A 24,002-nucleotide genomic window follows, 5' to 3' on the forward strand; every position below is an offset into this window, starting at 1 on the left:
GAGTGTTAATGAAGAATTTGCCAAATAGAATAGGAGATTACATTGTATGAGAAATAAAATGACTAAAATTATGAACAAGGTAGTTTGTATGAGTGCATTGTTTTTTGCATTTGTGAGCGCAAATACTTCTTGTGTTTTTGTATTTCATCAGTCTAAGATGCCTGAAAATGTCAAAAAACTTCGCAGGTTTTAGCTATGGAAGCTTTATCCGAGAAAATCATAACAAATATCATTAAGGGTGGAGAGCCCATAGCTTATAGCAGAGACGTATACGTGTATGGGCTGACTCAGCTTTTTAGAATTTTATTGAATTTATTTACAACGATTATAATAGGCTTTGGTATGGGAATGCTTCCAGAGAGCTTAGTATTTGTTGTTTGCCTGATGCTTATTAGATCATATTCAGGAGGTTATCACTCTAACAGCCCTTTAAGGTGCTATTTAATATCAGTGATTGCTGTGATAATTGCACTTGGTAGTATAAAACTATCTGTATGGAATGTATATTCAAGTGTTATGTTGATGGTAATTTCGAATACTATACTCTTGCTATATGCACCAATAGGACATAGAAATAAGCTTTTGGACGATATTGAGACCTTGGTATATAAAAGAAGGCTAAGATGGATATTGATGGTTGTAGCGGTAATTAACATGATATTTATGTATTCCAATCAAATAACATTGGCATTTGCGGGAACTTCAGCAGTTATATTAAGTGCTATGATGCTTTTGGTACCCCTCCAATTTATTATAGATGGCTGATATATATATAATTTGATAAAAGATTTGTAGTGAAAGGAGCATTTTTTATGAATAAAATACTAATTATTAATACGTTAATTTTATCGGTTTCTATGATATTTACGCCTACTAAAAGAGCTTTTGCAGCAGACGTTGCAACTCATCAAAGTATGAGACAAGAAGAAGTGATGCCATATACAGAAATTCGAGAAATTGAAAGAATATATGATACTTATCAAGGTAATTCTGTTGTTGTTGAAGAAGTAAAAGTATTACCAAGTGGAGCAAAGGCACATTATGTTGGAAAGGTAAAGTTTTTAGGACAACTTGGTTGGTTTGGTAAGTATAGATACGTGGGAAGATACAGAGAATTTAAATTAATAAAAATAGTTAATCCAGATGGAAGTATTACAACGCCTACCTTTGTAGGTAATAAAATGGGATAATAAACGTTGATAAAACTTTGATTGATTATTTGCCGCTATTGTTATATACTTAGCTTAAATCATTTTTGAGGAGGCAGTATATGGAATATACGGAAAAAAGAAAGGCAGAAAGACTTCCGATTGATCTTATACTTGGAGTATCAGAGCTTTTCAAACAGGACAATGAGTTTATTAAAAATGTAAATGCTCCTATTGAAGTTCTTGATATATCAAGAGGAGGCATAGGATTTCACAGTGAGAGCGAATTGCCTGTCGGATACTACTTTAATGCCAGAATTCAGGTGACAGACGACTTGCACTCTGCATTTTATACAGTTGTTAAGATTATAAGAAAATCATATGTAGATGATAAAGTACATTCCTATGGCTGCGAGTTTGTAGGCTTTCCTTCAGTACTTAACTACATCTTTGATGATTTTGAAAAGAAGATAGCAGAGAAAATGGGAAAATAAAATAAAAAGAGATAAGGACAGTGGGTAATTGCCTGCTGTCTTTTTTAGTTAATCCAAATGCCTATATGTAATCATCTGTCAAATTAAACATATACAATGGAGACTTAGACAGTGTGTAAGTCATAAAGTGGCATCGTTTGATAGAGAATTGATATAATTATACAGATATATATTAAAACACAATAAACAACCATTTGCATTTGTGTTGACGAAACTACTAACCGTGATAAGATGGGGAATGGGCATCTAGCCTAATATATAATGTAAAGGAGAAGTTATGAAGATGTACAAAAAAATGTTTGCATTTTTATTGGCATTAACCCTTGTCTTAAGTGGTTTCAATATAAATGCAGAGTCAGTGCTTGCAGATGAGGCAGCAACACTTACAGATGTGAGCATTACAAGACCTGAGCCCGTTCCTGCTACAGGAGGCAAGAAGGCATTTAAGCTTAAAGGCAGCAATATAAAGCTTAAAGACACAAAGGCGAAGGTTACCTTAAAAGGAAGCGCAGAGGATATCGCTGATATTAGTAGTACATTAGCATCTGTAATACCTGATTTAAACGAGGACGAACTCCGAAGCAGCATTAACCTAAACCTTATGTTTCCTGCTAACAGTGAAGCAGAAGATAAGGTTTATGTAGTCAGCTTTAGTGTGGATGGAGGCAAAACCTTCTATGATAAGAAGAAGGATGCACACGAATCCAATCTATCTGCCGAACCTGTAGAGATTATGGTAAAAGGGAAATACGGAAGTGGTACAGATACCGAGATAACACCTTCACCAGTTAAAAATCCTGTGGTTAGTGGTATAACCGTAACAGGACAGTATGGTGAATTGGTTGCCCTGTCAATTAAAGGAAAAGACTTGACTGGAGCGAAGTTTAAGGAGAAGGTAACTAACGAGGACGGTACTGCCGTAGAAGGATATAGCCCTGCAAAATGGGGAAAGATTTATGATTCAGGATTTTCTCAGAACATAGTTTTACCTATAAACAATACAGAAAATGACATTACTTACAAAATATATATCAGTATAGATGGTGGCAAGACTTTTCTGGAAGACAAGGCAGTAGCTGTAAAAGTACCCGGAAAGGCACCAGAGTCAAATGCAGAAGTCATCTCTATTAAAAAAGCAACAAGAGAACTTGGTAATGAGGGAGCAAGTATAACCATTACCATTAATACAAATGAGAAGACTACAAAGGATAAAATTAAAACTAGAGTTACCAAAATCTATGATGGTGTTGAGGAGATTGTTACCGGCATAGTAGTAGGTGTAGACAAACTCAAAGATGATGGGAAGTCGTTTAATATAAGTGCAAGCTTCCCTAAAAATGACAGGAAGAATGCCGTAGAATATAGGATTGAATTCAATGCTAAAGGCTCCGAGATAGAGTTTCAGTCAACACCTGTATTTAAGGCGACCGTCGAGGGAACAGGCATAGAGGAAGAAAAGGCAATGGTTGTCTATTCTATCAAGGCTTCAACACCTGCACTTCCTAAGACAGGAGGAATGAGTAATATCACTGTTAGGGGTGAAAATATTGATGTAGATAAATTAGTTCCTGCCATCACAAAGATTGTTGAAGGTGTTTCAACACCTGTTGAATTAAAATTTGACAAGATGGGAGGGGGTAAATCAGCAGTATTTATGATTACCTTTCCAGAGACATTATCTGATAAGGCTGATACCTATAACATAACAATTGGTGGCAAGAATGCTATAGTTACTGTTGGTGGAAGAGTAGCAGGTGCTTTACTTGATATACTTCCAAGCAAGGTGTACACCAACAAAGACAAGACTATAATTACTGTCTATTTTGATGAAGACATATTTGCTGTATCTGACGATTATAAGGAACTAAAAAATGGCATAACCCTAATAGAGAATAGAGATGGAACAGAGACCAAGCGTAAGCTTAGTGAAAATGACCTGGTGGCTATAGATGGTAATAGAATTATCATTACCTTAGAGGCTCCTTTTGATGGAGAAATTAATTCTAAAATTGAAATTGGTGAAAGACTGCTCAAAAACAGTAAAGGTAATGAGGCTAGGAAGTTTTCTTACTTCGTCGAAATAGCAAAGACCATAATAAATTCTGCTGAATTTACAAAAGGTGAGGTACTTACTAACAAAGGTGGAGAAGTAGAAGTTAAGCTTACAGGAGAAGGATTTATGAAGTCATTACAAGGCTTGAAAACTCCTGTAAATACTCTGGTTAAGGTGCTTGAAAATAACAAATCAAAGACAGAACTCTATGGCATAGTGACTAAGCTAGGGAAAAAAGAAAATAGCGATAAGATTAAGATAACTACCAATGAAGAGGGTACAGAACAGACTATAGGATTTACTCTTCCAGCCAATGATTCAGAAAAGACCAAGACTTATTCTGTGATGGTTTCCCTAGACGGAGGACTCACCTACAGCTCTGCACTTGGAGTTAATATCCTTGAAAATAGGGCGAAGAGACTGGTAGTCTCAGTTCTTCCTACAGGCGAAAATGACGGCAAGCCTAGTCTTAGCTTTATGTCAATTACCTCTTATGGTACACAGGGTGGTGGAAAAGAAGAGGCGGACATTACCCATACAGAGACTCCTAATGGTCAGGAAAGCAAGAAGACCTGGGTAACTGCCTTCGGTGCAAACCTTGACAAGAGCTTAACAAAGATAAGAATAATTGACAGAAATGGAATTATCTGGTATCCGCTTCAGAATGAGGGCACTTCAGACAGTACCTCCAACTTCATCATGGTTAGCTCAGACGGAACAGGTATCTTCGGTAACGGCAATACTCAGATGCTTGAAGTAATAGGTATGAACAATATCCTTACAACAGAAACCTTTACATACCAGCTCGCAGTAGATGGTAAGAACTACGACACAGAAACTGTGGTAACTGTTACAGTTCCTTATGATGGTGGAGCTAAAAACACCAAGAAAGAAATGACTGAAGACTTTATTAGAAGTGTAAAAGTAAGTCATGTAACCGACACAGGAAAGGTTCTTGAGGCTGAAACAGAGGTGAGAGGTTATTCATGGTCAAAGCTTAGGTCATTTGGTATCAGAGCTAAGGAGTTTGCTAACTGTAAAGTACTTGGCTATAGGAAGGATGGAAGTGAAGAACTCACTCCTATGACGGGTCTTAATGAAGGGAATGTAGAGAATCTTAAGTCAGTTCAGTTTGTTTATGAGGAAAAAGCACCGGTTATAGAACCAACCGCACCTGTAATCCCTTCAACACCAGTAATTCCTATAGCACCTGCTGTAACTGAAAACTTTGTTGAAAATGTAATTAAGCCAGGCGCAGAGACAAAGGATATAACAAAAGACGGTACTCCACTTGGTGGAAGTAAGGAGAATACAAACCAGAGCAATTCTAAAAAAATATCCTTTTCTACATCTAAAGAAACTTTCAAAATAAGTAAGGCATTTTTAAAAGCTTTAGATAAGAGTGAAAGAAACATAACAATAGCAGTTAAAAATGGTGAGGTCACATTATCTGGTAATGAGCTTAAAAATACGATAAAAGGCTCATCTTACTTAAAGATTGTTAAAAAGAATAATGCGAAAGAAGTCAAAAAAGCCCTTAAGAGTAAAAAACACACAGGGTTTAAGGCGGTATACGGAAAGAGGCTTTATGAGGTAAAACTTGTAGTAAATGGTAAGAATATCACTAAAACCGCTTCAGCTCTTACCGTTTCGCTTAAGGCAGGAAAGACAAAAAAAGGCAGTATATATGTGCTTAACCTTAAGACAGGAAAGAAAATTAAGGCAAAGTATGACAAAAAGACAAAGTCAGTTGTATTTAGTACAAAGGAACTTGGAAAATTTGTTGTAACTTTGAAAAAGTAATTAAATCTGGACTTTTTGCGATATCACCTCGTAGTCTCATACAATAAAATATTTATGCTACTACACTGTGTGGAATGCGATATGTGGCCTATGTAGTGAAGAGTTGAGGTTAAGAGTAGTTAGAGTTAAAGAACCGGCCTGGGACAAATCCTAAGCCGGTTCTTTTTTGCGACAGGAAAATATTTCAAGAGATTACACATAGGCTAATGTGTTGGTGTAGCCTATGTGCTGTGAATCTCTAGGTAATTCCATATTAGATAAAATTACGCCCTCATATCAAAGGTATATCTGCTAAAATTATTGCTTTCAACCTCAGAAGGGATGAAGTCATTTATAGGGTTAAATTCACCGGACAACAGCCTTCTTTCCTCTTCTTTATCAGTAGTCTTTATGACCTCGCTTTTTGGATTAAATCCCTGCTTTGTAAGCGCACTGTCAAGCTCGAAAAGATTGTCTGTTATAAGTTTTCCCGAGCTGTCATCATTGAGGAAGAACCTTGTAGACACTGTGCCCTCATTTAACTCGATTCTTATGTTCATTCCGCCGAGACTCTTCATGTCAAGGTGGAGGAGACAGGATATACCATTTCCTCCTGCCACCCTTTTTCTATGCTTGTCGGAATAGACATATAAATCTCCGGTTGTGGTCTGACCGTTCATCCTTATAGGAAGTTCCGTAAAATTATACATCTGATTCATTTCATTCATAAAATTCATATTCTGTTTGGTCTGTCCCAAATCAGTAGAAAGCTTGGCAGAGGCCTGCCCTGCTGTATTGTCAGCCAGAGTCTTAAGCTTATCTATCTGTTCATCCATCCTCTTGTAGATATTAAGAACGGCATCCTTTTCAGTCAGCTCCTCCGCAGACAGAGTCCAATCAGTATGAACAAGCATCTTAAGAGTTTTGTGGAAATCATCTGACTTAAGAAGCGCCTGCTTAAGCTCAGGAGGAAGATTGGTGTTACTTAGTATATCTTTAATATGATTAGCTGCCTCACTAAGGGTTGCACTTTCGGGAAGAAGCCCTGCAAGCATATCATTTGTGGCAGGAAGTCCCTTTCCTGTTAAGTCAGTTACCTGCTTCATAAGATTATCAAGCTTTGAAAGGTCAGTTTCAGGCAGGGTTTTTAAGAGGTCTGACAATTCACTAAGACTTAGCTCTCCCTTTATGAGGTTTTGAAGCTTGGCTGCATCCACGTCTATGTCAGCATTTTCAAACAAGGTAAACACTTCAAGGCGTTGTTCTTCATTTAATATGGATGAAATAGGAGTTTCGCTTGTTAATGTGACATTTACAGGTTCTCCATCCTCAGTGATTATACTAGGGTCAGTTACTGTAGCTCCCTCTCCTGCAAGACTGTCTAAAAGCTCTGCAAGATTTGTAGGAGCTGTGGTAGGAAGACTAGCCTCGTCATTAGCCACAAGTGAAAGTACCAGCTCATCAGGCTCCTTACCTATGTTGAATATATCAAGGAGGTCAGAGGCTAACTTTGCACCACCCTCTATATTTCCATCAGAAAGCAGACCCTCTATCATTCCAAGCATGTCCTTGAAGTTTTGCTCGGTCGCAGCAGCAAGCTCGGTTCTGCCACTGCTGTACATTTCAAAGAGCTTTGTAGACTCAGGATTTATATCTAAGCCAGCCTTATTCATAAGTACGAGATTAGTCATAGATATTTCAGGATTTTTGAGGGATTGTTGGAGCATGCCATTTATCATCTGCTTACTAACGGGATATTCATTTTTAATGAGAGCTGTGACCAGTTCTTCATTTTTAGGGGAAAATGGCAGACCGGAGGCGTCAAGAGCCTTATATACTACATTTTCAAGGGTAGTCCCTGTCTGCATAGTTTTTAACATAATATGTCCGTCTTCGCTGTCTACCACCCTAAACTTAGCTACATCACCAATGGAAAGCTCAGAGTTGTTATCATATCTGGCTGTCATAGTTTGACCATTTTCAAGCTCTAAGGTCAGCTCCCCAGGGGATATGTTGGTCACTTGACCTGACAATACCTGTCCCTTAGACAAGCTGTCTGAATTTACTCCACCCGCTGCGCCCCCTGAAACAGCTATCTTAGAGACTTCACTGCTTTTTGCGACTGATGCCGATTCCCTTCCGCTTGAAATCCCTCCGTTTGGCACTCTTGATATATCTAATGGCATATTTCCTCCGTTATTCCTCCTAACAATTAACTCATATATTTATACTATCGGATAAAACAGGTGATTTCTGTAGTGATACTATTACTGTGGCAAAGGTAGATGATGTAAAACTAAAATGTGGAAAATTCCATAATTAGATAGACAGATAAGGCTTTGATAGTTATAATAACTAGAGAAGAGTCAGTACTTATTATTTGAAAGGAATTAGGTATCGGGCATGGATGCAATCAATACTGGAGTTATTAATATAAATGAACTGCTGCCGGGGGCAATGATAAGCCTGACAGCCAGAAAGGGTGATAAGTCTTACAGGTTTGAAAGCTTTGTTTTAGAGTTTCAAGAGAAGGAGGACCTGGATTATATAAAGACTCTAAAAGGTGACTATGTGATTGTTGAGCCAATAAGAGTAGAAGATAAGATAATCAAGTTTGCTGCTGAGGGAGTCAGTTATTTTCTAATAGGTAATCACAAGGAAAAACCGTATTTATTTGAAAAAGTATTCGTAGATAAGATAAATCTTCCTCTATACGGAACGGCGCATATCATCAGGTCGGAAGTGGAAGGAAAGAGATTTAACAGAAGAGATTACTTTAGGCTATGGCTTGGACAGCACTGCAATATTGCACTAAGAGGAAGCAAAGCCCAGCATGATGCTATGGTGAAGGACATAAGCAGTACAGGTGTCGGACTCATCGTCAAAAAAGAGTATGAAGTCAATGTCGGAGATGCCATAGAGATTCAGTTTAATTTTGAAAAATACAATGAGCAAAAAGAAGACTATACCTTTTCACTCCATACCCTTTTGGGGGAAGTAGTAAGGGTGGTTGATAAAAATGAAAAGGCTAACCTGGTAGGTTGTAAGTTAACCGAAGGACAGGAAGAAGTAAGCAAATTCATTGCCCAAAGGCAGAGGGAAAGAAACCGGGTAGGAAGAAAAACAAATGACCTCATCAGTATGTTTGTGGGAAAAGATAGCAATGAAAATGATTAGCTTAGATGTATGCAATTTTATTAGTTTAGATAAAAGGAGATAAGAAAATGCCTGATAATGAAAGAAAACCATATAATCCTGCTGAGATAGAGCCTAAGTGGCAGAAATACTGGGAGAAAAATGAGACCTTTAAGACAGATGTCTGGGACTTTAGCAAGCCTAAGTACTATGTACTTGATATGTTCCCTTATCCATCGGGAGTGGGCCTTCACGCAGGACATCCTGAGGGCTATACAGCTACAGATATCGTATCTAGAATGAAGAGGATGCAGGGCTACAATGTACTTCATCCAATGGGGTACGATTCATTCGGTCTTCCTGCGGAGCAGTATGCAGTAAGCACAGGCAATAACCCAAATGGCTTTACCGAGAAGAATATAGTGTCATTTTCAAATCAGCTTAAAGAACTTGGCTTTGACTATGACTGGTCAAAGATGATAGCTACTTCAGACAAAAATTATTATAAATGGACTCAGTGGATATTTGAGAAGCTCTATGAAAAGGGTTATGCAAAATATATGGATATGCCTGTAAACTGGTGCGAAGAGCTTGGTACAGTGCTTTCCAATGATGAAGTAATTGATGGCAAGAGTGAGCGTGGTGGCTTCCCTGTGGTTAGAAAGAATATGAAGCAGTGGGCTATAGACCAGGTTGCCTTTGCTGAAGAGCTGCTGGAAGGCCTTAACGAGATAGACTGGCCTGAATCAACCAAAGAAATGCAGAGAAACTGGATAGGAAAAAGCGAGGGCGTAGAGGTTGATTTCAAGATAGTCGGTGGTGGGGAATTCTCCATCTATACAACCTGTATAGAGACTATTTACGGTATCACCTTTATGGTGCTTGCCCCTGATGGTGAGACAGTTAAGAGCCTTATGCCAAGGATTAAAAATAAAGAAGCAGTACAGAAATACATAGATGAAACCCTCAAAAAGAACGATATGGACAGAACTGAACTAAATAAAACAAAGTCTGGCTGTGTGCTTGAGGGAATATATGCTATAAATCCTGTAAACGGTAAGGAAGTCCCTGTATACATAGGTGACTTCGTACTTGCAAGCTACGGTACAGGAGCTGTTATGGCGGTTCCAAGCCACGATCAGAGAGATTTTGAGTATTCTGAGGCACATAATATACCAAGGATACAGGTAATAGACGGTGGTGATGTGAGTGAGCATGCCTTTGAAAAGCAGGATTATCTTGGCAAGGGCTGCAAGCTTATGAATTCTGAAGAATTTAGCGGACTTACTGTAGAAGAGGCTAAGGAAGCAATCACAGAAAAGCTTGTTAATATGGGAGTGGCAAGAAAGAAAGTCAACTACCACTTCAGGGAGTGGATATTTGCGAGACAGCGTTATTGGGGTGAGCCTATTCCTGTAGTCCATACAGAAGACGGCAGAGTGGTTCTTCTTCCTGAAAGTGAGCTTCCTCTTGTGCTTCCTGAGCTTGATGATTACAAGGGAAAGAATGGCAAAGCACCTCTTGAAAATGCTACCCAGTGGAAAGAATACAATAAAAACGGCATTAAGGGAAAGCGCGAAACCTCTACAATGCCAGGTAGTGCAGGAAGTTCCTGGTATTATATGCGCTACATAGACCCTAAGAACAATGATGAATTTGCCAACCAGGAACTCCTAAAGCACTGGCTCCCTGTAGACCTTTACATAGGCGGACCTGAACATGCGGTGGGACACCTTATGTATTCAAGGATTTGGAACCGTTTCCTTTACAACGAGGGACTTTCTCCTGTTAAAGAGCCATTTAAGAAGCTTGTGCATCAGGGAATGATACTTGGCTCAAACGGCATCAAAATGGGTAAGCGTTATCCTGAATATGCGGTAAATCCAAGCGACATAGTCAGGGATTACGGAGCAGATACACTTAGAATATATGAAATGTTTATGGGACCTCTTGAGGCATCCAAGCCTTGGAGTAAGCAGGGTGTGGAAGGCTCAAGGAAATTCCTCGGAAGAGTATTCTTCTACTTCTCAAATCCTGAAAACCTTGTAAGAGCCACAGAAGAGGGCTATAACGAACTGCTGGAAGAGCATAAGCTCATCTACAATCAGACTGTTAAAAAGGTAACAGATGATTTTGAGACTCTTGGCTTTAATACAGCTATAAGCCAGATGATGATATTTATGAATTCCGTAACCAAGGGTAAATGCCCTATGGAATACGCTGAAGGCTTTGTAAAGCTGATATCTTGTATCTGCCCTCATCTTGGAGAGGAACTCTGGGAGATGTTCGGACACACAGGTACAATAGCTTATGAAACCTGGCCTACCTATGATGAGGCAGCTCTTGTAGTAGATACTGTCAAGATAGGCGTACAGGTAAACGGCAAGGTAAGAGGTACTATTGAAATCGGTGCTGAGGCAGAGGAAGAAGAGGCTATGAAAGAGGCATTTGAGATTGCATCAGTGAATAAAGCAATAGATGGAAAGCCTATAAGAAAGGTGATTTATGTAAAGGGCAAGATACTTAATATAGTGGCGAAATAAAAATTGACAGGGAGATATTGTTTGTCTCCCTGTCAATTTTTTGGTTAATAAAAGCCTCTTTTTCTTTATTGTTAAATAGTGTATAATAATTACAGTTTGTTTGATTTGATTCATTTTTATTGGGATAGTTTGCAAAATAAAGAAAGGAGGCAGACTTGCCCAACAAATTGAATGAAGAAAGACTTAAGGATATTTTAGCTGACCTAACCCTGCTTGATGATATTATGATGTCACAGGTATTTGATAACAACATACCTGCAGCATCCCTATTGCTAAAGGTTATACTTAGAAAAAATGATATAAAAGTAATATCGGTGGTAGGGCAGAAAGTTTTAAAAAGCAATGAGATAGGTGGAAGAAGTATTAAACTTGATATTCTTGCAGAAGATAGTGAAGGTAAAAGTTACAATGTGGAAATCCAAAGGAGTAAAGATGGAGCAGATGAACATAGGGCCAGGTTTCACAGCTGTATGCTTGATACAAGGATGTTACAAGCAGGCCAGGATTTTAAGGAGTTAGCGGACTCCTATGTAATTTTTATCACAGAAAAGGATTATTTTAAAGAGGGACTTCCTATTTATAGTATTGATAGAGTAATTAAAGAAACACAGAAAAATTTTCTTGACGGTTCGCATATTATATATGTTAATGGGGAGTATGAAGGAAATGACGAAGTTGGAAAACTAATACATGATCTTAAAGAAAAGAATTCAAAGGATATGTATAACAAGGAATTGGCAGAAAGCTTGGAATATTTTAAGGAGAAAGGAGATAGAAGAGTTATGAGTTCAAAATGGGAAGAGTTTGTCGAGGAAATTCGTGAAGAAGAAAGGGAAAAGGCAGAAAAGAAGATTGCTCAAGCAGAAAAAAAGGCAAATAAGGAGAAGACAGAGGCATCGCTGCTTACTACAGTGACAGCAGGAATAGCATATGGCGTGGGAAAGGATAAAATAATAGAAAGGCTTTGCAAGGAATTTAAGCTCACTAAAAATGCAGCAGAGAAAAAGTATAAAAAATATGCTGTAGAGACTGCATAAGTCATTATATAAATTGTGAATCCCTCAAGTCGTAAAGATAGAGGGATTCTTTGGAGGAAAAATGGCAGATAAACAATATGAATTTGCTACCCGCCTTGCCGACCTTGTGGCTCAGGCGCAGATTAGCGGAAATAAGGTTCACGAAAGTGATATAAAAGAATTTTTTGAAGACTTAGAACTTGATGATGCTCAGTTTGACCATATTTTTGCATACCTTACTGCATCACATATTACAATTGAAGGTTTTGAAACTAAAGAAGAGATTGAGGCTGAGGTTAAAAAATATGAAAACGCTGCGAAGGAACAGCTTGAAGAAGCAGCAAGAGAAGGCTACGAGAAAAAAAGCAGGATAAAAAAGAAAAACAACAGGAAGGACCTTAAATTCCATTCTGAATTCTTAAATATGTATCTGGAAGAATTAAGAGACATAGAAAAAATGACTGCAAAAGAAGAAGAAAAGCTTATTAAACTCATACTTAGCGGAGATGAAAAGGCTGAGGCAGACTATATAGAAAGAAAACTCCATAAAGTAGTGGAATTAGCGAGGGGATTTGAACTAACGGAAGATTATTTTAAGGAGCTGATAGCAGAAGGAAATGTAGGACTACTATTGGGTTTAGCTGAGCTAAAAGCTTTAGAAGATGAAAAAGAGCCAATTGAGTTTATTGAAAGCAGAATAGAAAGTGCAATGCAGGACTTTATCGAAGAGAGCCTTGAGATAGAAAGTACAGCAAACGCTATGGTAGCAAAGGTAAACTTTGTCAGTGACGCAGCCAAAAAAATGAAAGAAATAAACGGTTCATCACCTACACTTAAAGAACTTGCAAGCTATACTAATTTGACCGAAGCTGAACTAACTGATATCATAGAACTGTCGGGTGATGAGCTAAAAAGTAACGAGTGATTTGATTATATTTGCTAATCACTGAATAGTACAATTATATTTAGTAAGCTTTTCAATCAAGAACACTCAGTATCTTAAGCAAAATTATTCACGAAATATCAAGAAAGCACATAATTAAGCCGCAGGCTTAGAATGTACACCATCTACATACAGGAGGATAATATGAGTACAGACCGTTATATCAGCCCACTTTCAGGGAGGTATGCAAGCAAGGAAATGCAGTACATATTTTCACAGGATAAGAAATTCACCACATGGCGAAGACTGTGGATTGCCCTTGCAGAAGCAGAAAGAGAACTCGGCCTTAATATCAGTGAAGAGCAGATAGCAGAGCTAAAGGAGCATGTAAACGATATCAACTATGATGTAGCCATAGCCAGAGAAAAAGAAGTCCGCCACGATGTTATGAGCCATGTCTATGCCTACGGAGTACAATGTCCTAAGGCAAAGGGAATCATTCATCTTGGAGCAACTTCCTGCTATGTAGGAGACAATACAGACATTATCATAATGACTGAGGGCCTAAAACTCGTTAAGAAAAAACTTGTTAATGTAATGAGTAAACTTGCTGATTTTGCTGATAAATATAAGGCACTGCCAACTCTTGCCTTTACTCATTTTCAGCCTGCACAGCCTACTACTGTAGGAAAGAGGGCCGCACTTTGGCTTATGGAGCTTACGCTTGACTATGATGATATCTGCTACCTTATAGACAGCATGAAATTGCTTGGTTCAAAAGGAACTACAGGTACACAGGCAAGTTTCCTCGAGCTTTTTGATGGAGACCAAGAGAAGATAAAGAAAATAGATAAGTTAATTGCTAAGAAGATGGGATTTGCAGATTGCTACCCTGTATCAGGTCAGACCTATTCAAGAAAGGTGGACTCAAGAGTTCTTAATGTACTTGCGGGAATTGCATCAAGTGCCCATAAATTCTCAAATGACATCAGACTGTTGCAGCATCTTAAAGAGGTGGAAGAACCATTTGAAAAGAGCCAGATAGGTTCATCTGCTATGGCTTACAAGAGAAATCCTATGCGTAGTGAGCGTATTGCATCCCTCTCAAGATATGTGATGAGCGATTTGATGAACCCTTACATAACTGCGGCTACCCAGTGGTTTGAGAGAACTCTGGACGATTCTGCCAACAAGCGTCTGTCTATACCTGAGGCCTTCCTTGCTATAGACGGCATCCTTGATTTGTATATGAATGTAGCTGACGGCCTTGTAGTTTATGAGAAGGTGATTGAGAAGCATATAATGGCTGAGCTTCCATTTATGGCTACTGAGAATATAATGATGGACGCGGTGAAAAGAGGAGGAGACAGGCAGGAGCTTCACGAGAAGATAAGAACCCTGTCTATGGAGGCTGGAAGGAATGTAAAGGAAAGAGGACTTGACAACAATCTCCTTGAACTAATTGCAGCCGAACCATCCTTTAACATCACTCTAGAAGAGCTTAAAAAGCAGATGGATCCGTCCAAGTACACAGGCCGTTCCAAAGAGCAGGTAGAGGACTTCTTAAAGGAGGTTATAAGGCCTATACTTGAGGAAAATAAGGCTCTGCTGGGACTTGAGGCTGAGATAAATGTATAGATGAATTTGCAGATAGATTTAAGATTACCGCAAAAGATGCATTTGAATAGAGGTTTGATGTAATTTGAACACTTAACGAAATCAAGCGTTCATAATACATACACATACCGGCAGAGATATTAGCTTTTATCCTCTGCCGGTTTTCTTATACCAAAAATTAGACATGCGTTCTTACATCGGTGTTTTTTATGAATAATATGCCGACTGCGATGGAAGCGAAAATCCATATAGAAGCCGAAATCAAAACCATAGGAAGATTAAGATTTTCTGTAATTGATGTGCTTCCTGCTCCATATATCAGTAAAGAATATGGCGTCAGAAAATATAAGCCCTTCATAATGAAAGCAACTCCGCTTAGGCACCCAAGGAAAGCTATGGCAACAGGTAATGCAAAAGAATGTAATATAAGTGACAACAAATTTTGTACTGCTGTAATCGCCATCACAGAGATAAGCATTGCAAGAATCCTGCTCCAGAACAACGTAGGTATGCTGTCAGGAATACCAAGAATTTTCCCGGTAGCGACATATATAACTACCAGCCATATGATACACAGCGAAGATACAAAAGAGGTGGCAGCCCACTTATCCTTAAATAATTTAAAAGGAGATGTCACAGATAAAATGAGGTTCCAATTGCTTCCCAGATGCTCCATCCTCCACTGAAGGCTGCATACAACTCCTATTAACGGCGCAAGGAAAAAGAAACTTAGGAAAATGGAGTGCTGTGTCCACAAATCGCCCCAGGTAAAATGAAGAACACCTTGATTCTGTGTAAAATTAATTGTTCCAATTGTGGCAGATATTACAGGAATCAGAATAAAAGGAATCCATACAGGATTGCGTTTTAACTTAATTAGTTCCGCAGGAATACTGCTGTGTAGAGAGTGTGTTGCCCTTACACGGCCGCTACTGCCAAGTGCTTCTCCGGGTTCTATTGCAGAGAAAAGGTACAGGCCGATCAAAAATGTACAAAGAAGATAAATTAGTGCAACAACAATCTGTGTAGTTGTAGGCAGTTCCCAGAATACATTCGTAGTACGGGTTGATTCCTCATAATCCATCCTTACACAGCTAAGAGAAATTAGAACTGACCAAGGAGTCCATGCTATCTTGCTTATAAAGGCAAGGAATAAACCTGTGAGGGTGCCTCCGAAGCCTATGGAGAGTGCTGCAAACTGGCTTGGAAACAAGAGAGAAATCAGACACTGCACCTGAAACAAAATCATGCCACTTATAACTTCTGCAAAAAAGGTAATCATAATGACCGAATTAGGTACATTTCCTTGAAAACCAAGGTACCTGCCTAAAAGACCTACACAACTCATCTGTATGATACAGAATAATACAATGTGAATAAGTCCATACAGATTTTTAGACAGAAATATATTGCGTTTGCTACACAAGGTAGATATAAGATTCCACATAGTGCCTTTGTTCTCTATATCGACAGTCTGACTGGCTAAAATTGCCATATAAACTGAAAGTAAAATGCTGTTAACTAAAGGAATTCCATAAAATACATTCAACCATTGATGACCATCATTTTTTATACCCTTAAACAGAAGAAAGTAATTTAATACTAACATTACAATAAGCAGTAGAAAATGATGTTTATGACGGGATTTCATAAATTCAATATGAACTAATTTTGGAAGTTCAACTATATGTGTCATAATGACTCCTTTCCGCCTGTAAGCTTAAGGAAGGCATCTTCAAGCCCCTCACCCTTTGTTTCTAATTCGGCAAGAGTTCCCTGATAGAGCATTTTTCCTTTATTAATAATGCCAACATAGTCAGCCATCTGTTCGACTTCACTAAGAAGGTGGCTGGAAATAATCACCGTAATACCCCTTTCTTTTGGCAGTGAACTAATCAGTTCTCGGATTTCATGTATTCCTGCAGGATCAAGGCCATTGGTGGGCTCATCTAATATTAAGAGCTTAGGACCTCCAAGCAGTGCCATAGCAATACCCAGTCTCTGTTTCATACCAAGTGAATAGTTTTTTAGCTTTTTATCACGTTGCTCAAAGAGCCTGACTGTCTTAAGAGAGCGTTCGATTTCATCCTCGTTTACTCCTTTTAGTTTTTGTATGATTTGCATATTCTCAAGACCTGTAAGGTGCCCGTATCCTCCCGGGTTCTCTATAAGGCTTCCGGTTTGGCCAAGGATAGAAAGCTTGTTTGAGGAGTTTAATTTTTGATTAAAGACCTTGATTTCGCCTGAGTCAGGATGAATGAGCCCTAGTATCATTTTAAGAGTAGTACTCTTTCCTGCACCGTTAGGACCAAGAAAACCATACACAGAGCCAACGGGTACTTGCATTGATAGCTCCTTTACACGGTATGTGTTTCCACTTTTTTTGCTTAGATTAAGTGTTTCAAGAATATAATTCATAACCTTACCTCCAAAAAATTTAAGATGTATTATGTTTACGAGTGATAGGATACATTAAGAAGATTATGTAAACATTGCGTTAACATTAAGGTTAGATTAAGAAATGCAGGATTCGTTGAGTATTGATATAAAATGCTGTATAGTAAATGTATTATATATAAGAGGTGAAAATATGGATAAGACAACTTGTAAAATATTGTTAGTAGATGATGAAAAAAAGCTAGCAGACCTGGTAGTAAGTATATTAAAAAGAGAAGGTTATTCTTCTATAGATGTGGCAGAGGACTGTAGGGGGGCAGAGGATAATATCATTAGGAACAGTTACCACTTAATTCTGTTAGATGTGATGCTTCCGGATGGGAATGGCTTTGAACTATACGAGAAACTATGTCAGTTAGGTTATTTATCAGAAATACCGGTTATATTTTTATCTGCAAGAGATGAAGATACAGCAAGGCTAAGAGGACTGGGACTTGGCGCAGATGACTATATAACAAAGCCTTTTCTTACGAAAGAATTACTTCTTAGGATTGCTGCTGTTCTTAGAAGAACATATAAACTAGAAGAAGGGACTGCTATACTTAGGTGCGGGGATGCATTAGTGGACCTTGATGCGGGAGTTGTAAAGCATGAGGGCAAAGAGGTATCACTTACATCTAAAGAACTTGCCTTGCTCCAGGTACTTTACCGCAACAGAGGAAAGATTGTAACTATGGATGCACTATGCAATGCGGTATGGCCTGAAGGCAACTATGGACTTGAAAGTTCATTGATTGTTCATATGCGCCATCTAAGAGAAAAGATAGAAAAAGATCCGTCAAAGCCTGAATTTCTTACTACAGTACGCGGACTTGGATATAAATTGGAGAAAAACAGATGAGACAAAGGAAAAAAGAAAAATTTCAGTTTTTCGCAGGCATAATACTAATGGCATTTGTGCTTCTTATTTTGGATACTTTAATATATGTAATTATAGTTTTAAATATACCGGATGATCACTGGAATGAGAGCAATCTTATAGAACATATCCGTGTAGAAGATGGGAATTACAGTTTAGATAATAAAGAAAAAGAAAGAATCGTAAAGAATAACCAATTTGCCATGCTATTAAATAAGGACGGTGAGATTATTTGGAGTGAATCACTACCTAAAGAATTGCAAAAGAAATATAGTATTCAGGATGTGGTAAAATTTGTAAGATACTACCTTGATGAATATCCGGTTCATACTTATATAGTAAAGCAGGGGATTCTGGTGATTGGAGATAAAGAAAAACAGGTATGGAAGTATATTTTAGAATATAATAAAAATGATATTAGAAATGTTATTCTTATGACACCTCTTATACTGCTTATCAATGCGCTGGTTCTAATTATTGTTCCCGTATTGCAACAGAAAAAATACCAAAAGCGCAGGGAAGGGGAACGGACAGAGTGGATTGCAGGTGTATCTCACGATATAAGGACACCTCTTGCCATTATTCTAGGGAATACTGATATGATTCTTGATTCGGAAGCAGGAACAGACATCTCTAAGAACGTTCAACAGATTAAGGTACAGGGACTTCGCATCCGCAGATTGGTTGAAAATATGAATCTGTCAAGTAAACTTGATTTTAGCTTTGGTAAGTTTGAAATGAATAAAGCTATAATTAGCAAATTACTTAGAAAAACACTTACTGAATTTATAAATCAGATTGAGGATGAACATTTTCAATTTGACATAGAAATAGATGAAAGCCTTGACAATCTTGAACTTTCGGTAAATGAAGATTTGGTGGAAAGGGTTTTAATTAATCTTGTCCACAATTCGATTGCGCACAATGAAGATAGCTGCAATATCATAGTCAGACTGTATAAGGATAAGAGAAGCCACATTTTACTGGAAGTAGGAGATGATGGAAAGGGAGTGTCAGAAGAGGTTCTAAACAAGCTAAATGACAGAAACTATGCGAATGAACCTAGTAGCGGAAGCCATGGCTTAGGACTTAAAATAGTCAAAAAAATCGCAGTCTTACACAGATGGAAAGTATATTTTGAGAAAAGAGAAGGAGAGGGATTTATCTGCGTTATAAGACTTGCATAGCACAATCTTTTTGGTAATAATTAGTTTCATAATTCCTAAGTATAAGTAATATTCCAAACTGTTATGTTTAATAAATGGTACACCCTTGCATTTAAGGCGGTCATATTGTATTATTATGGGAAACATTTGTAAGCAGGAGGAAGAAAATATATGGAAGCTAATATTACCCTTATAAAAGGTGATGGAATTGGTCCTGAAATAGTGAATGAAGCCGTCAAAGTGCTTGATAGAATAGCTTCCCTATATGGTCATAAGTTTAACTATAATGAGGTTCTTATGGGTGGTTGCTCGATAGATGAGTATGGCATCCCTCTTACAGATGAAGCGGTAAAAACAGCAAAGGCTGCTGATGCGGTTTTGCTTGGTGCAGTTGGAGGCAATACCGATACTTCACCTTGGTACAAGCTGCCGCCTGAAAAGCGCCCTGAAGCAGGACTACTTAAGATAAGAAAAGAACTTGGGCTTTACGCCAATATAAGACCTGCGATTTTATTTGATGAACTAAGACATTCCTGTCCATTAAAGGAGTCTACAGGAGAAAAAGGCTTTGACTTCGTCATCTTCAGAGAGCTGACCGGAGGACTCTATTTTGGAGAAAGAAGCACTACAGTAGTAGAAGGAAAAAGGAAGGCAGTAGATACCTTGGTATATACCGAGGATGAGATAGAAAGAGTAGCAAGGAGAGCCTTTGAGGCTGCACAAGGGAGAAGAAAAGAGGTTTGCAGTGTAGATAAGGCAAATGTGCTTGATTCTTCAAGGCTTTGGAGACAGGTCGTAGCGGAGGTTGCAAAGGACTTCCCGGAAGTAAAGCTTACCAACATGCTGGTTGACAACTGTGCCATGCAGCTAATAGCCAATCCTGCACAGTTTGATGTTATTCTTACTGAAAATATGTTTGGAGATATACTCTCAGACGAAGCAAGTATGGTAACAGGTTCCTTAGGAATGCTCCCTTCTGCAAGCCTTGGAGAAGGAAGATTTGGTCTCTATGAGCCAAGCCATGGTTCAGCTCCTGACATAGCAGGTAAAGACAAGGCAAACCCTATCGCAACCATAATGTCATCAGCTATGCTCCTTAGATACTCATTTGGACTAAGTAAAGAGGCAGAAAGCATAGAAGATGCAGTGAAATCAGTGCTTAAAGAGGGTTATAGGACAGGTGATATCTTTAGTGAGGGAAAGACACTAATTGGTTGCAAAGAAATGGGAGATAGAATTGCAGATAAGATATCAAAGTAAGGTGATACTTATGTTTAAAGTGCAATAGAGATAAATGATGTGAGACATTATTATTAAGATATTGTGTGACTGGATAGCAGAGAGATAGAAAGGATATAATAGATGAAAAGTGATAACGCTAGAGCCGGTATGAAGCAGGCACCGGCAAGAAGTTTGTTTAATGCACTCGGCTTTACTGCCGAGGAAATGAAAAAGCCAATGGTAGGTATTGTAAGCTCATACAATGAGATAGTACCCGGGCACATGAATATTGATAAGATAGTAGATGCAGTTAGGCTTGGAGTGGCTGAAGCAGGCGGTATGCCTGTGGTTTTCCCTGCTATTGCAGTCTGTGATGGTATAGCCATGGGACATGTGGGTATGAGATACTCCCTTGTAACAAGAGATTTGATAGCTGACTCTACAGAATGTATGGCACTTGCACACCAGTTTGATGCATTGGTTATGATACCTAACTGCGATAAAAATGTGCCTGGCCTCCTTATGGCGGCTGCAAGGGTAAATGTGCCTACGGTCTTTGTATCAGGTGGACCTATGCTTGCGGGCAAGGTGAAGGGCTGCAAAACCAGTCTTTCCTCTATGTTTGAAGCAGTAGGAGCCTATGCAGCAGGGAACCTAAGCGAAGAAGATGTACTGGAATATGAAAATAAAGCCTGTCCAACCTGTGGCTCCTGCTCAGGTATGTATACGGCAAATTCGATGAACTGCCTTACAGAGGCACTTGGAATGGGACTTCGTGGCAATGGCACCATACCTGCGGTATATTCTGAGAGAATTAAGCTTGCAAAACACGCCGGAATGGCAGTTATGGAAATGTTTAGAAGAGATATAAAGCCTCGTGATATAATGACAAAGGAAGCAATAATCAACGCACTTACAGTGGATATGGCACTTGGCTGTTCTACAAACTCCATGCTCCACCTTCCTGCAATCGCTCACGAGATAGGCTTTGACTTTGACATAGCATTTGCAAACCCAATTAGTGAGAAAACTCCTAACCTCTGCCACCTTGCACCTGCCGGCAACACCTATATGGAAGACCTAAATGAGGCAGGAGGCGTATATGCGGTGATGAAGGAACTTGCTGACATTGGCCTCATCAATACCGAATGTATGACAGTTACAGGCAAGACCATAGGCGAGAATATTAAAAATGCTTACAACAGGGACGAAGAGGTCATTAGACCTGTGAGCAATCCATTTAGCAAGACAGGAGGCCTTGCTGTACTTAAGGGAAATATCGCACCTGACGGAAGTGTAGTAAAGCGCTCTGCTGTTGTAGAGGAAATGATGGTACACGAAGGACCTGCGAGAGTGTTTGAGTCAGAGGAAGATGCTGTAGCAGCAATCAAAGGTGGCAAGATAGTACCGGGCGATGTAGTGGTTATCAGATATGAAGGGCCAAAGGGAGGTCCCGGTATGAGGGAGATGTTAAACCCTACCTCAGCAATTGCCGGTATGGGACTTGGCTCGACTGTAGCTCTCATAACTGATGGAAGATTCTCAGGTGCGTCAAGAGGAGCTTCCATAGGACATGTTTCACCTGAGGCAGCAGTCGGAGGCCCTATAGCACTCATTGAAGAAGGGGATATTATTTCTATAAACATCCCTGAAATGACGCTTAATGTAAAGCTTTCAGATGAAGAACTCGAAAATAGAAGAAAGAATTGGAAGCCGAAGGAAATGGCTGAGGTTACGGGCTATCTTAAGAGATATCAGGCTATGGTTACATCAGGCAACAGAGGAGCCATACTTGAAGTGCCTAAGATGCAGTAATATATTTATTTGATTGAAATGAAAAGGAGAATATATGGCAGAACTTAATGGATCACAGATACTTGTTGAATGTTTGAAGGAGCAGGGAGTAGATACTATTTTTGGATATCCTGGCGGAGCAGTATTAAATCTCTATGATGAGCTTTACCGCCATCAGGATGAAATAAAGCATATCCTTACTTCTCACGAGCAGGGGGCTGCACATGCGGCTGACGGATATGCAAGGGCAACAGGTAAGGTCGGGGTCTGCCTTGCGACAAGCGGTCCGGGTGCAACCAACCTTGTAACCGGTATTGCCAATGCATATATGGATTCTGTTCCTATGGTAGCAATTACAGGAAATGTAGGCACCAATCTTCTTGGAAAGGACTCTTTTCAGGAGGTAGACATAGCAGGCGTGACCATGCCTATTACAAAGCATAACTTCATTGTAAAGGATGTAAAGAAGCTTGCAAAGACTATAAGAAGAGCATTTAAGATAGCTGCAAGCGGAAGACCCGGCCCTGTGCTTGTGGATATAACCAAGGATGTAACAGCCAATAAATGCGAATACAAAAAAGAGGATGTTAAAAAGGCGGATAAGGCCAAGAAAGAAAAAAGCTTTACTGAAAAAGAGCTTGATAAGGCAGCAGAAATGATAGCTAAGGCAAAACGCCCTGTCATCTTCCTTGGTGGCGGTGCCATCATCTCAGAAGCACACAAAGAGATAAAGGCCTTGGTTGACCTTATGGATGCCCCTGTCTGCGATTCCCTTATGGGAAAGGGAGCATTTGACGGCACTGACAAGCGTTATATGGGAATGATAGGTATGCATGGAACCAAGACAGCCAATTTTTCAGTAACTGAATGTGACCTCCTTGTGGTACTTGGTGCAAGATTCTCAGACAGAGTTACAGGCAATACCAAGAGCTTTGCAAAGAGAGCTAAGATACTTCATATAGACATTGACCCTGCTGAGATAAATAAGAATGTTAAGGTTGACCTAAGCATAGAAGGTGATGTAAAGGATGTACTTAAGGAGCTTAACAAGAAGCTTACTAAGCAGTCCCATGATGAATGGATGGAGCATATTGCAGAGATGCAGGCAAAATATCCACTCAGATATCACGAAAATGAACTTACAGGCCCATATTTCATAGAGGAGCTTTACAGACTTACAAAGGGTGACGCCATCATTTCTACAGAAGTAGGACAGCATCAGATGTGGGCTGCACAGTTCTACAAGTATAGTAAGCCAAGAACCCTGCTTACATCAGGTGGTCTGGGAACCATGGGCTACGGCCTTGGAGCTTCCATCGGAGCACAGATAGGCCTCCCAAACAAGCAGGTTATCAACCTTGCGGGAGATGGCTGTTTCCGTATGAATATGAATGAGCTTGCAACTGCCGCACATTACAATGTGCCTATTATTGAAGTAGTATTTAACAACAATGTACTCGGTATGGTAAGACAGTGGCAGACTCTCTTCTACGGCAAGAGATACTCTCAGACTCTGCTTTCTCAGGATATTGACTATGTAAAGCTTGCTGAGTCAATGAATATAAAGGCTTTCAGGGTAACAAAGAAAGAGGAAGTAGACGAGGTTATTAAGAAGGCTCTTAAGGCTAAAGGCCCAGTATTCATAGAAGTTGTAATTGACAAAAATGAAAGCGTATGGCCTATGGTGCCAGCTGGCGCTACTCTTGAGGAGACTTTCTCTGAGGAAGATGTAAAGGAAAAAGAGGCTAAGGCTAAAAAATAGAGATTGACATCAAAGAAACAGACTTGCATAAAGTAGGGCTGTTTCTTTTCTATAAAGTTGAATTTGTGGAGG

The 24,002-nt window shown here is 39.2% G+C and carries 18 protein-coding genes; 15 read left to right on the forward strand and 3 right to left on the reverse strand.

What is annotated here, in order from left to right; genetic code table 11:
* Positions 1 to 46 precede the first annotated feature (46 nt).
* The 5 genes from JJN12_RS02670 to JJN12_RS02690 all read left to right on the forward strand — a co-directional run bounded on the left by JJN12_RS02670 (position 47) and on the right by JJN12_RS02690 (position 5,498).
* On the forward strand, positions 47 to 193 hold the full coding sequence (locus tag JJN12_RS02670) for a cyclic lactone autoinducer peptide (protein WP_208428248.1): 147 nt from the start codon (positions 47 to 49) through the stop codon (positions 191 to 193).
* A gap of 2 nt (positions 194 to 195) precedes the next feature.
* Positions 196 to 765 carry an accessory gene regulator ArgB-like protein gene (locus JJN12_RS02675; RefSeq protein WP_208428249.1) on the forward strand — a complete coding sequence of 190 codons (570 nt, stop codon included), beginning with the start codon at positions 196 to 198 and terminating at the stop codon, positions 763 to 765.
* A gap of 47 nt (positions 766 to 812) precedes the next feature.
* Positions 813 to 1,190, forward strand: a complete 378-nt coding sequence (locus JJN12_RS02680; protein WP_208428250.1) for a hypothetical protein — start codon at positions 813 to 815, stop codon at positions 1,188 to 1,190.
* Positions 1,191 to 1,270: 80 nt separating this feature from the next.
* Positions 1,271 to 1,642: a PilZ domain-containing protein gene (locus tag JJN12_RS02685; RefSeq protein ID WP_208428251.1), complete on the forward strand. Its 372-nt coding sequence runs from the start codon at positions 1,271 to 1,273 to the stop codon at positions 1,640 to 1,642.
* Positions 1,643 to 1,919: 277 nt separating this feature from the next.
* A complete protein-coding gene (locus JJN12_RS02690) occupies positions 1,920 to 5,498 on the forward strand; it encodes a hypothetical protein (protein ID WP_208428252.1) in 3,579 nt (1,192 codons plus the stop codon).
* A 263-nt stretch (positions 5,499 to 5,761) separates the two neighbouring features.
* Here JJN12_RS02690 and JJN12_RS02695 read toward each other — a convergent pair whose 3' ends face one another.
* On the reverse strand, positions 5,762 to 7,663 hold the full coding sequence (locus JJN12_RS02695; RefSeq protein ID WP_208428253.1) for a flagellar hook-length control protein FliK: 1,902 nt from the start codon (positions 7,661 to 7,663) through the stop codon (positions 5,762 to 5,764).
* Between the two features lie 217 nt (positions 7,664 to 7,880).
* On the opposite strand from JJN12_RS02695, the gene JJN12_RS02700 reads away from it, so the two are divergent.
* From JJN12_RS02700 to purB, 5 genes are all read left to right on the forward strand, one after another.
* On the forward strand, positions 7,881 to 8,654 hold the full coding sequence (locus tag JJN12_RS02700; RefSeq protein WP_208428254.1) for a PilZ domain-containing protein: 774 nt from the start codon (positions 7,881 to 7,883) through the stop codon (positions 8,652 to 8,654).
* 47 nt (positions 8,655 to 8,701) lie between these two features.
* Positions 8,702 to 11,155 carry a leucine--tRNA ligase gene (gene leuS, locus JJN12_RS02705; protein WP_208428255.1) on the forward strand — a complete coding sequence of 818 codons (2,454 nt, stop codon included), beginning with the start codon at positions 8,702 to 8,704 and terminating at the stop codon, positions 11,153 to 11,155.
* Between the two features lie 155 nt (positions 11,156 to 11,310).
* Positions 11,311 to 12,192 carry a PD-(D/E)XK nuclease family transposase gene (locus JJN12_RS02710; protein WP_208428256.1) on the forward strand — a complete coding sequence of 294 codons (882 nt, stop codon included), beginning with the start codon at positions 11,311 to 11,313 and terminating at the stop codon, positions 12,190 to 12,192.
* A 61-nt stretch (positions 12,193 to 12,253) separates the two neighbouring features.
* A complete protein-coding gene (locus JJN12_RS02715; RefSeq protein WP_208428257.1) occupies positions 12,254 to 13,096 on the forward strand; it encodes an RNA polymerase sigma factor RpoD in 843 nt (280 codons plus the stop codon).
* A 162-nt stretch (positions 13,097 to 13,258) separates the two neighbouring features.
* The gene (gene purB, locus JJN12_RS02720) at positions 13,259 to 14,692 is read left to right on the forward strand and encodes an adenylosuccinate lyase (RefSeq protein WP_208428258.1); all 1,434 of its coding nucleotides are present in this window, start codon (positions 13,259 to 13,261) and stop codon (positions 14,690 to 14,692) included.
* Positions 14,693 to 14,849: 157 nt separating this feature from the next.
* On the opposite strand, the gene JJN12_RS02725 is transcribed toward purB, so the two are convergent.
* Together JJN12_RS02725 and JJN12_RS02730 are read right to left on the reverse strand one after the other, a co-directional pair.
* Positions 14,850 to 16,367, reverse strand: coding sequence for an ABC transporter permease (locus tag JJN12_RS02725; protein ID WP_208428259.1), 1,518 nt, complete (start codon positions 16,365 to 16,367; stop codon positions 14,850 to 14,852).
* On the reverse strand, positions 16,364 to 17,089 hold the full coding sequence (locus tag JJN12_RS02730; RefSeq protein WP_208428260.1) for an ABC transporter ATP-binding protein: 726 nt from the start codon (positions 17,087 to 17,089) through the stop codon (positions 16,364 to 16,366). Before JJN12_RS02730 ends, JJN12_RS02725 begins: the two co-directional genes overlap by 4 nt.
* Positions 17,090 to 17,261: 172 nt before the next feature.
* Here JJN12_RS02730 and JJN12_RS02735 point away from each other — a divergent pair, with 172 nt between their 5' ends.
* The 5 genes from JJN12_RS02735 (at position 17,262) to ilvB (ending at position 23,930) form a co-directional block, all read left to right on the forward strand.
* Complete coding sequence (locus JJN12_RS02735) at positions 17,262 to 17,969, forward strand: response regulator transcription factor (protein WP_208428261.1); 708 nt, start codon at positions 17,262 to 17,264, stop codon at positions 17,967 to 17,969.
* Positions 17,966 to 19,174 carry a sensor histidine kinase gene (locus tag JJN12_RS02740; protein WP_208428262.1) on the forward strand — a complete coding sequence of 403 codons (1,209 nt, stop codon included), beginning with the start codon at positions 17,966 to 17,968 and terminating at the stop codon, positions 19,172 to 19,174. Before JJN12_RS02735 ends, JJN12_RS02740 begins: the two co-directional genes overlap by 4 nt.
* A gap of 150 nt (positions 19,175 to 19,324) precedes the next feature.
* Entirely contained in the window at positions 19,325 to 20,413 is a 1,089-nt protein-coding gene (leuB, locus tag JJN12_RS02745; RefSeq protein WP_208428263.1) for a 3-isopropylmalate dehydrogenase, read from the forward strand.
* Positions 20,414 to 20,515: 102 nt separating this feature from the next.
* A complete protein-coding gene (gene ilvD / locus JJN12_RS02750) occupies positions 20,516 to 22,189 on the forward strand; it encodes a dihydroxy-acid dehydratase (protein ID WP_208428264.1) in 1,674 nt (557 codons plus the stop codon).
* Positions 22,190 to 22,223: 34 nt separating this feature from the next.
* Entirely contained in the window at positions 22,224 to 23,930 is a 1,707-nt protein-coding gene (gene ilvB / locus JJN12_RS02755) for a biosynthetic-type acetolactate synthase large subunit (RefSeq protein WP_208428265.1), read from the forward strand.
* Positions 23,931 to 24,002: the final 72 nt, after the last annotated feature.

The sequence above is a fragment of the Catonella massiliensis genome, assembly GCF_016651435.1.
In the GTDB taxonomy this organism is placed as follows: domain Bacteria; phylum Bacillota; class Clostridia; order Lachnospirales; family Lachnospiraceae; genus Catonella; species Catonella massiliensis.

Coding starts and splice junctions, on each gene's coding strand:
- JJN12_RS02670 (WP_208428248.1), top strand. CDS start 47: ATGAGAAATAAAATGACTAAAATTATGAACAAGGTAGTTTGTATGAGT.
- JJN12_RS02675 (WP_208428249.1), top strand. CDS start 196: ATGGAAGCTTTATCCGAGAAAATCATAACAAATATCATTAAGGGTGGA.
- JJN12_RS02680 (WP_208428250.1), top strand. CDS start 813: ATGAATAAAATACTAATTATTAATACGTTAATTTTATCGGTTTCTATG.
- JJN12_RS02685 (WP_208428251.1), top strand. CDS start 1,271: ATGGAATATACGGAAAAAAGAAAGGCAGAAAGACTTCCGATTGATCTT.
- JJN12_RS02690 (WP_208428252.1), top strand. CDS start 1,920: ATGAAGATGTACAAAAAAATGTTTGCATTTTTATTGGCATTAACCCTT.
- JJN12_RS02695 (WP_208428253.1), bottom strand. CDS start 7,663: ATGCCATTAGATATATCAAGAGTGCCAAACGGAGGGATTTCAAGCGGA.
- JJN12_RS02700 (WP_208428254.1), top strand. CDS start 7,881: ATGGATGCAATCAATACTGGAGTTATTAATATAAATGAACTGCTGCCG.
- leuS (WP_208428255.1), top strand. CDS start 8,702: ATGCCTGATAATGAAAGAAAACCATATAATCCTGCTGAGATAGAGCCT.
- JJN12_RS02715 (WP_208428257.1), top strand. CDS start 12,254: ATGGCAGATAAACAATATGAATTTGCTACCCGCCTTGCCGACCTTGTG.
- purB (WP_208428258.1), top strand. CDS start 13,259: ATGAGTACAGACCGTTATATCAGCCCACTTTCAGGGAGGTATGCAAGC.
- JJN12_RS02725 (WP_208428259.1), bottom strand. CDS start 16,367: ATGACACATATAGTTGAACTTCCAAAATTAGTTCATATTGAATTTATG.
- JJN12_RS02730 (WP_208428260.1), bottom strand. CDS start 17,089: ATGAATTATATTCTTGAAACACTTAATCTAAGCAAAAAAAGTGGAAAC.
- JJN12_RS02735 (WP_208428261.1), top strand. CDS start 17,262: ATGGATAAGACAACTTGTAAAATATTGTTAGTAGATGATGAAAAAAAG.
- JJN12_RS02740 (WP_208428262.1), top strand. CDS start 17,966: ATGAGACAAAGGAAAAAAGAAAAATTTCAGTTTTTCGCAGGCATAATA.
- leuB (WP_208428263.1), top strand. CDS start 19,325: ATGGAAGCTAATATTACCCTTATAAAAGGTGATGGAATTGGTCCTGAA.
- ilvD (WP_208428264.1), top strand. CDS start 20,516: ATGAAAAGTGATAACGCTAGAGCCGGTATGAAGCAGGCACCGGCAAGA.
- ilvB (WP_208428265.1), top strand. CDS start 22,224: ATGGCAGAACTTAATGGATCACAGATACTTGTTGAATGTTTGAAGGAG.